General features: G+C 61.0%; 16 protein-coding genes. 10 read left to right on the top strand and 6 right to left on the bottom strand.

Annotation, left to right across the window (positions count from 1 at the left end):
• Positions 1-134: 134 nt before the first annotated feature.
• Both ACLEJR_RS18615 and ACLEJR_RS18610 read right to left on the bottom strand, forming a co-directional pair.
• Positions 135-1,481 (bottom strand): HAMP domain-containing sensor histidine kinase, encoded by a 1,347-nt coding sequence (locus ACLEJR_RS18615; RefSeq protein ID WP_440815658.1) that lies wholly within the window; start codon positions 1,479-1,481, stop codon positions 135-137.
• Complete coding sequence (locus ACLEJR_RS18610) at positions 1,478-2,188, bottom strand: response regulator (protein WP_440793011.1); 711 nt, start codon at positions 2,186-2,188, stop codon at positions 1,478-1,480. The genes ACLEJR_RS18615 and ACLEJR_RS18610 overlap by 4 nt, the downstream gene beginning before the upstream one ends.
• Positions 2,189-2,558: 370 nt before the next feature.
• On the opposite strand from ACLEJR_RS18610, the gene ACLEJR_RS18605 reads away from it, so the two are divergent.
• The 4 genes from ACLEJR_RS18605 (at position 2,559) to ACLEJR_RS18590 (ending at position 5,564) form a co-directional block, all read left to right on the top strand.
• Positions 2,559-3,347: an MlaA family lipoprotein gene (locus ACLEJR_RS18605; protein WP_440815655.1), complete on the top strand. Its 789-nt coding sequence runs from the start codon at positions 2,559-2,561 to the stop codon at positions 3,345-3,347.
• The gene (locus ACLEJR_RS18600; protein ID WP_440793015.1) at positions 3,340-3,582 is read left to right on the top strand and encodes a hypothetical protein; all 243 of its coding nucleotides are present in this window, start codon (positions 3,340-3,342) and stop codon (positions 3,580-3,582) included. Before ACLEJR_RS18605 ends, ACLEJR_RS18600 begins: the two co-directional genes overlap by 8 nt.
• 136 nt (positions 3,583-3,718) lie before the next feature.
• Positions 3,719-5,017 carry an Nramp family divalent metal transporter gene (locus ACLEJR_RS18595; protein ID WP_440815653.1) on the top strand — a complete coding sequence of 433 codons (1,299 nt, stop codon included), beginning with the start codon at positions 3,719-3,721 and terminating at the stop codon, positions 5,015-5,017.
• A 67-nt stretch (positions 5,018-5,084) separates the two neighbouring features.
• Positions 5,085-5,564 carry a VOC family protein gene (locus ACLEJR_RS18590; RefSeq protein ID WP_440815651.1) on the top strand — a complete coding sequence of 160 codons (480 nt, stop codon included), beginning with the start codon at positions 5,085-5,087 and terminating at the stop codon, positions 5,562-5,564.
• A gap of 132 nt (positions 5,565-5,696) precedes the next feature.
• Here the strand turns inward: ACLEJR_RS18590 and ACLEJR_RS18585 are convergent, their stop codons facing one another.
• Positions 5,697-6,089 (bottom strand): RidA family protein, encoded by a 393-nt coding sequence (locus tag ACLEJR_RS18585; protein WP_440815649.1) that lies wholly within the window; start codon positions 6,087-6,089, stop codon positions 5,697-5,699.
• A gap of 140 nt (positions 6,090-6,229) precedes the next feature.
• Between ACLEJR_RS18585 and ACLEJR_RS18580 the strand changes: the two genes are divergently transcribed.
• The 3 genes from ACLEJR_RS18580 to ACLEJR_RS18570 all read left to right on the top strand — a co-directional run bounded on the left by ACLEJR_RS18580 (position 6,230) and on the right by ACLEJR_RS18570 (position 8,362).
• The gene (locus ACLEJR_RS18580) at positions 6,230-7,159 is read left to right on the top strand and encodes a LysR substrate-binding domain-containing protein (protein WP_440815647.1); all 930 of its coding nucleotides are present in this window, start codon (positions 6,230-6,232) and stop codon (positions 7,157-7,159) included.
• On the top strand, positions 7,156-7,896 hold the full coding sequence (locus ACLEJR_RS18575) for a CPBP family glutamic-type intramembrane protease (protein ID WP_440815645.1): 741 nt from the start codon (positions 7,156-7,158) through the stop codon (positions 7,894-7,896). Before ACLEJR_RS18580 ends, ACLEJR_RS18575 begins: the two co-directional genes overlap by 4 nt.
• A gap of 70 nt (positions 7,897-7,966) precedes the next feature.
• The gene (locus ACLEJR_RS18570; RefSeq protein ID WP_440815643.1) at positions 7,967-8,362 is read left to right on the top strand and encodes a GFA family protein; all 396 of its coding nucleotides are present in this window, start codon (positions 7,967-7,969) and stop codon (positions 8,360-8,362) included.
• A 54-nt stretch (positions 8,363-8,416) separates the two neighbouring features.
• Here the strand turns inward: ACLEJR_RS18570 and ACLEJR_RS18565 are convergent, their stop codons facing one another.
• Complete coding sequence (locus ACLEJR_RS18565) at positions 8,417-10,597, bottom strand: ATP-binding protein (RefSeq protein WP_440815641.1); 2,181 nt, start codon at positions 10,595-10,597, stop codon at positions 8,417-8,419.
• 280 nt (positions 10,598-10,877) lie between these two features.
• Complete coding sequence (locus tag ACLEJR_RS18560; protein WP_440793029.1) at positions 10,878-11,831, bottom strand: alpha/beta fold hydrolase; 954 nt, start codon at positions 11,829-11,831, stop codon at positions 10,878-10,880.
• A gap of 432 nt (positions 11,832-12,263) precedes the next feature.
• Here ACLEJR_RS18560 and ACLEJR_RS18555 point away from each other — a divergent pair, with 432 nt between their 5' ends.
• Genes ACLEJR_RS18555 through ACLEJR_RS18545 form a run of 3 tightly spaced genes read left to right on the top strand, consistent with a single transcriptional unit; the run spans position 12,264 to position 13,544 of the window.
• Positions 12,264-12,773, top strand: a complete 510-nt coding sequence (locus tag ACLEJR_RS18555) for an antitoxin Xre/MbcA/ParS toxin-binding domain-containing protein (protein WP_440815639.1) — start codon at positions 12,264-12,266, stop codon at positions 12,771-12,773.
• Positions 12,770-13,264, top strand: a complete 495-nt coding sequence (locus tag ACLEJR_RS18550) for an RES family NAD+ phosphorylase (protein WP_440793033.1) — start codon at positions 12,770-12,772, stop codon at positions 13,262-13,264. The genes ACLEJR_RS18555 and ACLEJR_RS18550 overlap by 4 nt, the downstream gene beginning before the upstream one ends.
• A gap of 49 nt (positions 13,265-13,313) precedes the next feature.
• Positions 13,314-13,544: a hypothetical protein gene (locus tag ACLEJR_RS18545; RefSeq protein WP_440815636.1), complete on the top strand. Its 231-nt coding sequence runs from the start codon at positions 13,314-13,316 to the stop codon at positions 13,542-13,544.
• Here the strand turns inward: ACLEJR_RS18545 and ACLEJR_RS18540 are convergent.
• A complete protein-coding gene (locus tag ACLEJR_RS18540; protein WP_440815634.1) occupies positions 13,532-14,332 on the bottom strand; it encodes a hypothetical protein in 801 nt (266 codons plus the stop codon). The two genes, ACLEJR_RS18545 and ACLEJR_RS18540, sit on opposite strands and share 13 nt — an antisense overlap.
• Positions 14,333-14,376 lie beyond the last annotated feature (44 nt).

Raw genomic sequence — 14,376 nt, 5'->3', positions numbered from 1 at the left:
CTGCCGAGCGATACAAACAAGAGCGCCTTGCCGGGGGAGAGGGTCCAGTGCCGGAAGGCCGGACATCCTACCGAGGAAGGCGCCGATTGTTTAGCGCGAGTTGGCCTGATGGGTTGAAGGGGACCGTCGGTGATTCAGTCGAGGGGCAGCGAAACCCTGGCTTCCAGGCCCCCACCGTTTCGGTTTCTGAGAACGAGGGTGCCGCCATGCTCCAACACTGTCGCCCGCGCCGCCGACAGGCCCAGCCCGACACCGCCGGTGTGCTTGTTGCGTGATCCTTCCAGGCGAAAGAACGGAGCGAACACCTGCTCGTGAAATTCGGCAGCGATGCCGGGGCCTCGGTCGAGGATCCGTATCTCGACACGCCCGGTGCCAATCTCCAGGCGCACGGCCGGTTCGCTGGCATATTTGATCGCGTTATCGATCAGGTTGGTCAACGCTCGCTTGAGCCCGATGGGGCGACCCAGGTAGACCAGTCGATGCGCACCTTCGAATGAAACTTCGGTGCCGGCATCTTTGAAGTCATCGACGATGGTGTGCAGCAACTCAGCCAGGTCGAACGCCGTGGCGTGTTCGAGGCGGGCATCGTCGCGGAAAAACTCCAGGGCCGAATTGACCATGGTCTGCATCTCGTCCACGTCCCGGAACAGCCGGGCCTGCTGTTCGGCATCCTCGATGAACTCGCCGCGCAGACGCATGCGGGTCAAGGGCGCGCGCAGGTCATGGGAAATCGCCGCGAGCATCTGCGTGCGGTCTTGCAGAAAGTGCTTGAGTTGGGCCTGCATGGCGTTGAAGGCGAGGATTGCCTGGCGGATTTCATGGGGGCCGATGACCGGAATGGGCGGTGCCTGATGATCGACGCCAAAGCGTCGGGCGCCTTTGGCGAAGCGTTCCAGGGGAGCGGCCAGGTATCGTGTGGCGATCAGGGTGACGACCAGTGTCGACAGGATCATCAACGCGACGGTGATCAGGTTGCGCTCCCATTCATCCAACCCCCAATTGCGCGCAGGCATGGAGTACATCACCCATGACCGATCGCTCAGCTCGACCAGTGCCGTGTAGCGGGCACCGGGCCAATCGGCGGGCCAGTCGCTCGGTTGATAGCCTTCTACCCTGGCATCCGGCCGTCCCAGCTGCTGGCGCAGTCGCACCGCACCGTCGCTGTATTCCGGATCGTCGACCACCGGCACGCGAGCTTCGGCATACTGCTTGAGCCACTGCGTATTGAATTGCTGGTCACTGGCCGCGCTGGCAATGGCGGGCCGCTGTTCAGGCGTTGCCGAGTCGATGATCCGGGTGATCGCGGCGATCTTTTCAATCAGGCCGGTTTCCATCAGGGGCGGGCGCGCCCAGGCACCGGCCAATTGGCTGAACAACGCGTTCAGGGCCAGCAGCGTCAGCATGGCGCCGAGGGTCGTCAGGGCGATCCAGCGCGCCAGGGTGTCCCGTGGACGCTGGGTGCCCGAGCGTTGCGCAATCATCGCTTCACCACGTGAGGGCTGAACAGGTAGCCGCTGTTGCGCACGGTGCGGATCATCGACGCGCCGCTGACATCGGTCTCGAGCTTGCGGCGCAATCGGCTGACCTGCACGTCGATGCTGCGGTCGAACGCCTCGAAGGTCTCGCCGCGTGCCAGGTCCAGTAGCTGCTGGCGGGTCAATACCCGGCGCGGGTGTTCAGCGAATACCAGCAATAGCTCGAACTCGCCGCTGGACAACGGGATCATGACTTTTTCCGGTGAGCGCAATTCCCGGCGAGTAACGTCCAGCTGCCATCGTTCGAATTCCAGGATCGGGCGTGCGGAGTCGCTCGACGTGGCTCGGGTCTCGCCGGTGCGCCTGAGCACAGCGCGCACCCGGGCCAGTAATTCTCGGGCGTCGAAGGGTTTGGTCAGGTAATCGTCGGCGCCCAGTTCCAGCCCGACGACGCGGTCGCTCAACTCGCCCATGGCAGTCAGCATGATAATGCCGACCCTGTGCTCGGCCCGCAGGCGCTGGCAGAGCACCAACCCATTGTCGCCCGGCAGCATGACGTCGAGGATGACCAGGTCCGGCAGCTGGCGCGCCACCGCTTGCCACAGGGCGTTGCCGTCGGCGGCGACCTCGACGCTGTAGCCATGCTGTTCCAGGAATTTGCGCAAGAGGGCGAGGACCTCGAGGTCATCGTCCACCAGTAATAAGTGACTCACGGCGGGCCCGCTGGGCTAGGGATATGGGAGCCGATACTAGGGGCAATCCAGGGGGTAAGTCATATATTTCAATCCGGAAATAAAGTGTCCGACCGGCAATGAAACGGAAATCTTCGGGCAAGCAAGCGAGGGCAGGATGCGGGTCGATGTCAGTCAGTTGATGCACGGCGGTACGCGATACCCGTGGCGAGAGAGAGTCGTTTGTGGCGAGGGAGCTTGCTCCCGCTTGAGTGCGAAGCACTCACCGCTTTTATGGGAGCAGCTTCGCCGAGGCGTCGGACCGTCCCAGCGGGAGCAAGCGCCCTCGCCACGGGTTATGTGTCCAGCCAACTGACATGGGCAGCCCCATCACTCGTCGAGATTGCTCTGAATGCCAATCACCAAATCAGTTCCGATGTTCGCTCGAACTACTGTCGTCGTTGCACTGGCAACTCTCGCCAGCGGCTGCTCAAACACTCCCGCCGCCACACCCGGCAGCTGCGACAGTGTTCCCTACACCGTCCATGACCCCGCCGAATCCATTAACCGTGGCATTTTCGCCTTCAACCGGACCGTGGACGACTACGCGCTGGCCCCCGTTGCCCGTGGTTATCGCCAGTTGCCGCAGACGCTACAGACCGGCGTCCACAACTTCGTGGCGAACTTCGGCGAGCCCAAGGTGTTCGTCAACGACCTGCTGCAAGGCAATGCCCAACGCTCGGTGAACACCCTGGGCCGTTTCGTGATCAACACGACGGTGGGTATCGTCGGGCTGATCGATGTATCCGGCAAGCTTGGCATCGAACGTCACGAGGCCGACTTCGGCCAGACCTTCGGTGTCTGGAACATCGCCCCCGGGCCGATCGTGGAGTTGCCGCTGCTGGGCAGTGCGAACCTGCGCGATGCCACGGGCAAGGTGGCGAGCTTCGCGTTCGATCCGTTTGGCGACAACAGCAGCACCGTCGAGACGCTGGGCACGATCAACACCGCAGGTGGCATCGTCGATGGCCGCGCCGAGGCGCTGCCGCTGACCGACGAGTTGCAGACCCAGCCCGATTATTACGCAGCGCTTCGAGATTCGGTCGCCCAGCGGCGCGCCGACTTTGTCGCCCAGGGCAAGCTCGGTGCGGTGGTGCAGGATCACGCGCAATGCCAGGGCAGGGGGACGACGGATGAATGACCAGGTATTGAGCCTGCACCGGCGGATGCGCACGCCGGCCCCGGACGCATTGCATTGCCGTGAAGTCGAACTGCGGTTGGCTGAGGATGGCAGTCATGTGGTGCTCAGCCGCTACGTCGAGGTGTATCGCCATGAGCGTGGCAGTCGGCCGTCCGTGCGCCATCACCGCGTGTCGCTGGCCAACATGGTTCGTTGGATGGTCGATCATGGGGAGCAGATCAGCCCGGATTCCTGATCCGGGCGGGAGTCGAACGGTCCGGACCCAATGAAACATTTCCACATAATTACAGATCAGTTTAAGTTGTACGATGTCGTATGTAATGTGTTCGACTGTTGCCGTTCTCACAAAAAAAATAACGGAGACTCCATCCATGTCGAGCATTCCTTCCGTCGAAGGGGCCGCGGTGCCTGCGCAAAGCCGCTTTATACGTCTGTTGAAGCTACTGGGTCCGGGCATCATCGCCGTGTTGTCCTGGCTCGGGGCGGGTGACCTGATCACCTCATCCGTAGCCGGCGCGAACTACGGCTACGCAATGATGTGGGTGCTGGCGGTGTCGTTGCTGCTCAGGTACCTGATCGTCAACATCATCGCCCGCTTCCAGCTGTGCAATAACCAGGGCATGACCATCCTGCAGGGCTACGCTCAGCTCAACCCGTTTTTCGCCTGGTTCCTGCTGGTCTATGCACTGCTCATGGGGCACCTGATGAATGCCTACATGATCAAGGGGGCCGGCGAGGCCCTGGCGATGTTGCTGCGGGTCGATTCCCCGTTGCTGTGCTCGGTGGCGGTGGTGCTGGCGGTGTGGCTGCTGGTGGGGCGCAACATCTATTCGATGATCGAAGGCGTGATGAAAGCGCTGCTGGCGATCATGACCCTGGCGTTCATCGCCCTGGCGGTGATGTCCGGTCCCGACGTGGCCGGTATCGTCAAAGGCACCATCGGTTTCAGTATTCCGCCCGACGAAGGGGTGCACGGTGCGTTGCTGGTGGCGGTCTCGGTCATCGGCGCGGTAGCCGGATCCATCGCCAATTTCGTCCATCCGTACGTGATGCGGCAGAAGGGCTGGACCGGGCCCGAGCACAAGCGCATCCAGCGTAACGACCTGCTGTTCGCGGTGTTCGTCGGGATCGTGATCAACCTGGCGATCTGGATCGTCGGCGCGGAAATCCTGCGACCCAACGGCATTGAAGTGAAAACCCTGGGAGACCTGGGCAAGGCGCTGGAAATCTTCTTTGGCCCGATTGGCTGGTACGTGTTCTTCATCGGCGTATTCGCCACGCTGTTTGCCAGTATTTCCGGCAAGACCACCGCGTTCCCGATGCTGATCACCGACGCCTTCCAGCACGTGCGGCCCAAGCGTCGGGAGCGCTACGGCAAAGAATTCCACCACGACCCGATGCACAAATGGTTCATGCTGTTCATCCTCGTGACGCCGTTGATCTGGTCGATGCCGGGCATGCCGGATTTCGTCACCCTGACCATCGGTGTCAATGCGCTGAATATCATTGGCCTGCCGGTCATTTCTCTGGGCCTGTTGATCATGTCCAACCAGAAGAAACTGCTGGGCAAGGAATACCGCAATAACCTGTTCGAGAACATCGCCCTGATGTTCGCCACCGGCCTGGCGCTCTGGGTCGCGTTCCAGCTGGGCGTTGACCTGTTCACCTGAGGCCGGCTTCCACTGCGCGAGGGGACTGCTAGACTTCAGCGTCCAGTCCCCTTCCAGGAGAGCCCGGATGAACAACAAAAATACGGTTTGTCTCTGGTACGACCGCAACGCGTTGGAGGCGGCGCAATTCTACGTGGCGACCTTCCCGGACAGTGCGGTGCAAGCGGTTCATTACGCCCCTGGCGATTATCCGGCGGGCAAGCAGGGCGACGAGTTGACGGTGGAGTTCACCGTGATGGGCATTCCCTGCCTCGGCTTGAACGGCGGGCCGTCGGTCCAGCACAACATCGCCTTCTCGTTCCAGGTAGCGACCGATGACCAGGCCGAAACCGACCGCTTGTGGCAGGCGATTGTCAGCAACGGCGGCGAGGAAAACGCCTGTGGCTGGTGCAAGGACAAATGGGGCATTTCCTGGCAGATCACGCCGCGCATTCTCAGCGCAGCCATCACCGATCCCGACCGGACGCGTGCCAAGCGGGCCTTTGACGCCATGATGCAGATGACCAAAATCGATATTGCCGGGATTGAAGCAGCGCTCAAAGGCTGACCCGTGGTTATCGCGAGCAGGCTCGCTCCCACAGCGGTTTGCGGCGACCTGTATCCAAGTCTCTCACCCCTGTGGGAGCGATCCTGCTCGAGTTAGCGGGGTCCAGTCAGCCCTTCCTACCGGCTCAGCCCATCACTCAGGCAACCTGGCAATCACCTTGATCTCGAAATCAAAACCATACAGCCACGTCACACCCACCGCCGTCAGCGTCGGATGCGGTGCATTGCCCCAGAACTCAGGCACGACTTTCCAGATGGTCTCGAACTTCGCTTGCGGGTCGACCATGAAGACGGTGACGTCCACTACATCGTCAAACGTGCAATCAGCGGCCGCCAGAATCGCCTTGAGGTTATTGAACGCTCGCCGGGTCTGCTCCTCCAGGTCCGGTTCCGGCGAGCCATCCTCGGTACTGCCTACCTGACCCGAGACAAACAGGAAACCATTGGAGCGGATCGCCGGTGAGTACCGGTTGCGCTCATAAAGTGCCTGGCGCCCGGCTGGGAAAACAACGTCACGCTGTGTCATACGACCTCCATCAAGGGCCTGTTGCGGCCCGAATCAACGATGAAAGCGACTCTAGGGGCTTGTGCCGGGGCGATAAACGAGCAACCTTGGCGATCACTGTTTGTAGAATCCAAACAATCGCTACAACGACCGGGGAAAAAATGGACCGTTTCGATGCGATGCAGGCGTTCGTGCGCGTGGTGGAGGCGGGCAGCTTCACCAAGGCTGCCGAAACCCTGCACATGAGCAAGACCACCGTCACCCAACTGGTGCAGCAGTTGGAGGCACGGCTGCGGGTCAAGTTGCTTAACCGCACCACGCGCAAAGTCAACGTCACCGCTGATGGCGCTGCGTTCTATGAGCGGGTGATTCGCTTATTGGCCGACATGGACGATGCCGAGACCAGCCTTTCCGGGGCACAAGCATTGCCCAGGGGCCGGTTGCGAGTGGACGTGCCGAGCCCGCTGGCTGCGATGATCCTGATCCCGGCATTGCCAGCGTTCTACGAGCGCTACCCGGATATCCAGCTTGACCTGGGGGTGAGTGATCGCATCGTTGACATCATTGATGAAAATGTCGATTGCGTCGTGCGCGGCGGCGAGCTGACGGATCAGTCGCTGATCGCCCGACGCATCGGCGACCTTGCCCTGGGCGTCTACGCTGCCCCGAGCTATCTGGCGCGCATGGGCGTCCCGGCGCATCCGCTGGAGCTGGAGGAGTCAGCCCATCGTATCGTCGGCTTCCTATGGGCGCGCACCGGCAAACCCGTGCCCTATGCCATGCACAACCAACATGAGCACCTGCACATCAAAGGCCGCTACGCCCTGGCCGTCGACGATGGCAACGCTTACCTGGCCGCTGGTCTGGCGGGGTTGGGCGTGCTCTGGCTGCCCACCTACATGTCCAGGCGCCACGAAGCGCGGGGTGAACTGGTGCCGCTGTTCGAAGACTGGCGCCTCGACCCGATGCCGCTGTACATCGCTTACCCGCCGAATCGGCATATCAGCGCCAAGTTGCGGGTGTTCATCGACTGGGTTGTGGAACTGATGGCGCAGCAGGCGCCTGTCACTGTCAAGGGAAGTGCCGAATGATTGCGCAAGGGATCGCTGTGCTGCTGGAATACGCCGTTTGCCTGGCACCGGGCCTCGTACTCTTTGGCTTCTGGTTCGGCCTGACGCCCAGGAACCAGACTGGACTGCGCATCCTGATTCTAGTGTTGGCGTTTGTGCTGATGCGTGACGTGATGACCCCGTTGCAGATGTGGCGGTTGAACGGCGATCTGCAGATCGGATTTCTCGCCAACCCGTTCGTGCTGGCCCTGTTGGGCGGTTCATCATTGCTGCTGGTCGCGCTGATCGCTCGCGGGTTGCCGGACTTGTGGCGGCTGGTTGTTCTATCCAAGGGTAACCGGTTGGCCGGCCCGGTCGTGGGCATTGTCGTCGGTTGTTTGATCGGCTTGCCGCTGCGCTTTTTCCAAGGCGCTGACCCAACGGGCATCGCGGGCTACTGGACCTGGCTGCCGGGCATGGCGCTACTCGCCTATGGGGCCAATGCGCTGGAAGAGGTGCTGTTTCGTGGATTGCTGCAAGGGTATCTGGAGCAGCATGCCAGTGCGCTGCGAGCAGCGTTGCTCAGCGCGCTGGCGTTCTCGGCATTGCACGCCTTCCTCGCCCTGAGCGTCACCCAGCTCGGGTGGCCCATCCTGGTTTTCACCTTGATCGAGGGTTTGGCGTGCGGGCTCGTTCGCATGCGCTACGGCGTGGTCGCGTCGACGGCGACCCATGGGACTGCGATATTGCTGATCGCGGTGCCGATCGTCGCGGCTTAGGGATTAAACCAAGCGCGGGCAGGGGAGTCGAAGGGTACATCCGAAGCTGTAATTGTTGAGGAGACCCACCATGGACCCATTCACCGGCAGTTGCCTGTGCGGTAACGTTCGTATCCGGGCCTCAGGACGCCCGTACCGGGTTGGCCTGTGCCACTGCCTCGACTGTCGCAAGCACCACGGCGCGCTGTTTTTCGCCGCAGCAGTGTTCCCCCGGCAGGCTGTGACCATCGATGGCGAGACCCGGGACTATGCCGGGCGCTTTTTCTGCCCTCGCTGCGGCTCATCGGTTTTCGCTTGCAGCAGCGATGAAATCGAGATCCACCTGGGCATCCTCGATGCCCCCGATCAACTGGTGCCCACCTACGAAAGCTGGACCGTGCGCCGTGAGTCCTGGCTGCCGTCGTTCCCGCTCAGCAGGCATTACGCCCATGATCGTGAGGGCAGCGGGCGGTTCGAGGAGGAGTGAACGCAGGGACGAGATTGTGCTGCGCACGTTGCTGAGGCATCGAGGGTGTCAGGGTTACGAGGCTCCCGTGCCGTGATCATCGGGCTGAAGCAGCTTGCGCACGCGCTGGCCGAGCTCAGCCAGGCGGAAAGGCTTGGTCATCACCCGGGTCTTTGCATCCGCCGAAACCAGACGCTCGCCTTCGGCAAACCCGGTAATGAAGAGCACCTTCAATGACGGATCCCTGGATCGAAGTTCCTCCGCCAGGCCCACGCCATTCATGGCGCCGGGCAAGCCGATGTCTGTCAGCAACAGATCGATGTGCGGGTTTTTCTCCGCCTGCTTCAAGGCCGAGACGCTGTCCAATGCGTCGATGATGCGGTAGCCGGTTTCGCTCAGGTATTCGGCGACCATCTGCCGGATGGCGGCTTCGTCGTCCACCAACAGGATCGTTTCGTTATGGCCCGGTAACGGCGCCGGGGCCTGTGAGGCAGCGGCCGCCTTGAAAGGGGTAACCGAATGCCGCACCAGCGGAAAATACATGGTCACCGTGGTGCCCAGCCCGACGGTGCTCTGGATTTTCACCTGGCCTCCGGACTGTTGGGCGAAGCCGTAGATCATCGACAGGCCTAGACCGGATCCCTCGCCGATGCGCTTGGTGGTGAAGAACGGGTCGAATACCCGGGAGATGATATCGGCACCGATCCCCGTGCCGGAGTCCGCGACTGAAATCGCCACATATGCGCCGGGTGGTATCAGCTTTTCGCCGGCGGACTTCTCGTCGATCACGCTGCGCTGCACCTCGATTCTCAAGGTTCCGCCCGTAGGCATCGCGTCCCGGGCGTTGATCGCCAGGTTGAGCAGGGCGTTTTCCAGTTCGTTCGGGTCGCACTTGATCGTGTCGTTGCTGCTGAAAATCGACTCGACCTGGATGCTCGGGCCCACCGAACGGCGGATCATATCTTCCAGCCCAGCGACGACCTTGCGTGGTTCGAGCACTTCCGGGCGCAGCGACTGCTGCCGGGAAAACGCCAGCAGCCGTTGGGTGAGGGCGGCGGCGCGGGCCGTCGATGTCAACGCCACCGCGTTGTAGCGAGACAGTTCATCGTAGCGTTGGCTGTCGATGCGCCGTTGCATCAGTTCCAGGCTACCGGTGATGCCCGCCAACAGGTTGTTGAAGTCGTGGGCGATGCCGCCCGTCAACTGGCCGACCGCTTCCATTTTCTGGCTTTGCCGCAGTTTCGATTCGGCCACGGCCCGCTCGTGCTGTTCGGCCTCCAGTTGCGCGGTGCGCTTGGCGATTCGTTCTTCGAGCAGGTCGTTCCAGTCCCGTAGTGCGGCTTCCAGCTGCACCCGCTCGTTGATGTCCTCGACGGTGCCGTACCACTGCTGGCAGTGCCCGTCGGCGTCCAGGCTGCAAAACGCCCGGATCCGGAACCAGCGGTACTCGCCCGTGTGTTTGCGCAAGCGGATCTGCGCATCGAACGGCTGCGTATTTGCCAGGGACTGATTCCATAGCCTGGCGAAGGAAATCTTGTCGTCGGGGTGCGCTGCGTTCAGCCACTGGCGGCCCAGTGTCTGTTCCGAGGTGCGTCCTGTGTATTCATACCAGCGCGGGTCCAGGGATAACACTGCACCTTGGTTGTCGGCAGTCCATGGCCAGAGTGGGTTGAGCTGCGCGGCGATGCGGTAGTGGCGTTCGCTTTCGCGCAGTTTTTCCTGGGTCAGCTGCATCGCCTGCATGGCTTTGGAACGCTTGAACGCGGCCCCTAGCAGGTTGGCGTAGCCGCGAAGAAAGTCGACATCGCTTTCGCTGAACGAGCGAGGGTCGCGGCTATCCACCTCGAAGATGCCGAAGGGGCGTGTCTCGGTGGCGCCATGGACCAGCACGTTGACGAACGCCCGGACCCCGTTGCGCTGTTGGAACTCATGGTAACGAAAGCGTGTTTCGGCCGAGACATCTGCCGAAATGACGGCGTTGCTGGTGTCCAGCGAGTACCGTTCGGGAGTTCCTTGCTCCGCCCGCACCCGCACGTTGCCCACCACCCCCGGTGTCCAGCCCACGCCGCTTTGCAAAGTGAGCGTGACGCCGTCGTCCTCCAGCAACATGAACTTCGCCAGATGGGTTTGCAGTGCATCGCCCACCAGGTGACAGGCTTGGTCGAGGATCTGTTGCAGGTCGTCCGATAGCAGCGCCAGCTCACCAAATTCGGCGAGCACCTTGCGTTGACGTAATAAAGTGTCTTCGATTGCCATGTGCATCATCCAGGATACGTCCTCAATATCCGAGGGTCGGGTGACGCGCAGGTTCCTGCCAATTGATGAGCGTCGCATCCCCAGAGCCGCTTGACGTGAGGGCGGCAACGCAAAAGCCCTCTCGGGGAGGGCTTGGTTTGAGCGATATGAGGTTGATCTGTGGCTCCGAGACCCCCTGTGGGAGCGAGCCTGCTCGCGATAGCGGTGTGTCGATCTGCATCAATGTGAACGCATAGCCTTCATCCCGAGCAGGCTCGCTCCCACAGGTCTTGTGGTGGGCTTATTCCTGAAGAAACTTCAACAGATCCTGGTTCAGACGATCCTTGTGCGTCTCGGTCAGGCCATGCGGCGCACCCTTGTAGACGATCAGTCGAGCACCCTTGATCAGCGCCGCGGAAGCGCGGCCGGACGCGTCGATAGGCACGATCTGGTCGTCGTCGCCATGGATCACCAATGTCGGCACGTCGAATTTCTTCAGGTCTGCACGGAAATCAGTGGCCGAGAATGCCGCGATCGAATCATAGGTATTCTTGGCGCCGCCCTGCATGCCCTGGTCCCAGAACGACTGGATCAAACCCTGGGACGGCTTGGCACCCTTGCGGTTGTAGCCAAAGAACGGGCCCGAAGCGATGTCCAGGTAGAGCTGTGAACGGTTCTCCAACGAGGCCTTGCGCAGGCCGTCGAACACTTCCATAGGCAGGCCGCCTGGGTTGGTGTCAGTCTTGAGCATCAGTGGTGGCACGGAAGACACCAGGACCGCCTTCTTCACGCGGCCGGTGCCATGGCGACCGATATAGCGCGCCACTTCACCGCCACCCGTCGAGAAACCCACCAACGTCACGTTCTTCAGATCCAGGGCTTCGATGACTGCAGCCAGGTCGTCCGCATAGTGATCCATGTCGTTGCCTTCCCAAGGCTGGCTGGAACGACCATGACCGCGACGGTCATGGGCAACGACTCGGTAGCCTTTCGAGGCGAGGAACATCATCTGCGCTTCCCAGCTGTCGGAGTTCAGCGGCCAGCCGTGGCTGAACGTGACCACCTGACCGTCCCTCGGGCCCCAGTCCTTGTAGTAGAGCTGCACGCCGTCCTTGGTCGTGATGTAACTGGCCGACTGCACCACGCTGCCGACGGCGGATGCGCTGGCACCGGCCTGGACTGGCGATGCGGCTTCGGCGCTGAGGGTGGCCAGTGCCAAGGTGGCGATGGCCAGGGTGCGGTTGAAGGTGTTCATCGTTTTTCTCTCTATAAGGGGGTGGTTTGTGCCGCTGCGATCGTCGTCGTTCGCGTTGGTGTGCAGATTAGAGAGAGAGGCTGGTGTCGAGAACGGCGGTGGTATTGATACCAACTATTGGAAATAACGGATGGCTGGGGTTCGGTGCGTCTGTTTGTGATGCGAGGCATCGTTCAGATAGATGTCTCGGAGCGGTACGAAGGCAGATCGCTTTGGACGAAATTGGAGAAATCTCCGACAACGTTTTCAGGTTGGCCTTCGGAAGCCCGGTACATAGGATCGGGCACTGAGTTGGCGGGCGGCAGAGCTGCCGATCGCTCAGCTTGATTTGTCTATGAGGACAGAACGGCGCCTGGGGCAGGAAGATCAAGTTGACCATTTTGCGACATTTGGCGTTACGATTGCGTCAGATGTCATCTAAAGGTAAAGGTCATGCCTATAACGAAGCAAGCAGACAAGCCTGTCCTCAAAACCCCGCGCAGAACCGGGGGGAAGCCAGAGGTCGTGAATGCCACCAGGAAACCCACTGAAGCGTTGTTGCATGGCCGCAAAGGTGATGAACGCATGCTGATCATCCGATATACCCAAGAGGGCTTTAGCCTCAGCGATGTCCGAGACATGCTCTCGACGTCCAGGCTCTACATGGAGCACGATCTGCTCCAGCGCATCACAGGAAAGTCCATCAGGACCGTCCAGCGTTTGACGAAAGACGCTCAGCCAATTCGCTTGAACCAGCAGCAAAGCACCATCGCTTTTCAGTTCGCCCATGCCCTGGAGCACGCGACTGATGTCTTTGGCAGTCAACCGCTGGCCGAAGACTGGCTGGGTAAACCCTGCAAGCACCTGGACGGTCAGGTGCCGTTGGAGCTGATTGACAACTCGCTGGGATTCCAGGCGGTGGAGGATTACCTGACCCGGATTGAACACGGGGTTTATCAATGAATCCTTTACCCTGGGATGGGCAATGGCACGCTTGGCGCCTTGACCGCGAGGTCTACAAGGATACGTGGTCCAGCGGCATCGGCGCGCAACGATCCGGTGGCCGTTGGAACCCGCCGGGCCGCCGGGTTATCTACGCTTCAGCCGATCCGGCGACGGCCATTCTGGAGGTTGCGGCTCACTTGGGATTTGACGCCCTGGACAAGGTGCCCCACGTGCTCACTTGTTTTGAAGTACTGGATCCGGCGCTCATCAAGGTGATCCAACCCGAAGACGTGCCAAACCCGAACTGGCTGATCCCGGCCCAACCCTCTCCCAACCAGCAGCAGTTCGCCGATGCGCTGCTGGCCCGGCACCCCTTCGTGCTGATTCCTTCGGCGGTGACCCAGCGCTCCTGGAACCTGTTGGTGAGTTGCGATCTGGTGGCTGATCAGTTCAGGCTGATTTCTCAAGAGCGGTTTGGTCTGGACACTCGATTGATCAAGTCTGCGTAGCGATCAGCCAAAAGAAGGCATCGGCCCCAACGAATTCAGGAGCCATGTAATGACTGCCGCGATGAGAACCATGCCGACCGTCAAGCCGATCAACAACCATTTCAAGACTTTCATCCCCAAGGACGGTTTGGATTTTCGGCGCGAGCGCTTCCACCGCAAGTCTCATTTCTTCGGCGCATCGGGGGCAGGCGGCAGAGTCTTCGAAAATGACGCACCCGCATTGGTCACAGATTCTCATGGCGTGGCTTCGAGGCTCGGGAAGGGGCTTCAATATTTGTAGACGATACCCAGCTTGCCCATGATCTCCAGGGCATTGACCAGGCCCAGGCCATTCATGGGCAGGCAGGCGAAGGCCTGGCATTCGTCGAAGTGGCTGCCGATCGCCAGCAATTTGAGGTCATGCACGTCTAGCTGTGCGTTGAAATACTGCAATAGCGCTCGCTCCCAATTATCGGCCTTGTTTACAGCATCGACGGTCGCCGCGTCAGGGCGCGTGATTTCAATACCCAACCGTTGCAGCGGGGCCAGGGTGTTTACCGCATTGATTCCATAAGACGACCATTGCTTCCATTCGAACTCGACCAACTGATGGGTCCGGCTCAGTGCCGATTCAACCTGAGTCCATGCCCAATCCCATTGCCCGGTTGGCGTCGCGATATCCTGGATGAGGGCCTGAGCCTGCGGTTCATCGAACAGGCAATCAAACAGGTCGGCCAGGGTATCGGCCAGGTCGGGTTGCGGACCCTGTGCCGGCTTGTCCAGGTCCTGGCGCAAGCGCTGCCAAAGGGTGTCCAGCTCGGCCCAGTCGTCGGCATCCATTTCATCTTCGATGACCTGTGCCTTGTGGCCGCGGTGGTAATCATCCAGCCGCGTCTTACGCACCTGTATCGCGCCTTCGGCGGCACTCACGGCATAGCTGCTGTGATCCAGGTAGTTGGTCTGGAAAACGATGCGGTCGGGGAAAATGTCGTGGACAAGACTTTCTTCAGCGTCGAAATATGCCGCACCCTCAAGCGCGCCGTGAGCGGTGATGATGCGTTGAAACGATGGGAGATCGATTGGGTTCATGGCGGTCAGATCGTAGGGGGGCGCGCTGATCCTACACCAACGGG

Origin of the sequence: Pseudomonas sp. SMN5, assembly GCF_052041925.1 — a bacterium.
Classification (GTDB): domain Bacteria; phylum Pseudomonadota; class Gammaproteobacteria; order Pseudomonadales; family Pseudomonadaceae; genus Aquipseudomonas.
Note: the sequence above shows the minus strand (reverse complement) of the source record. Positions and strands in the feature narration are given on the sequence as shown.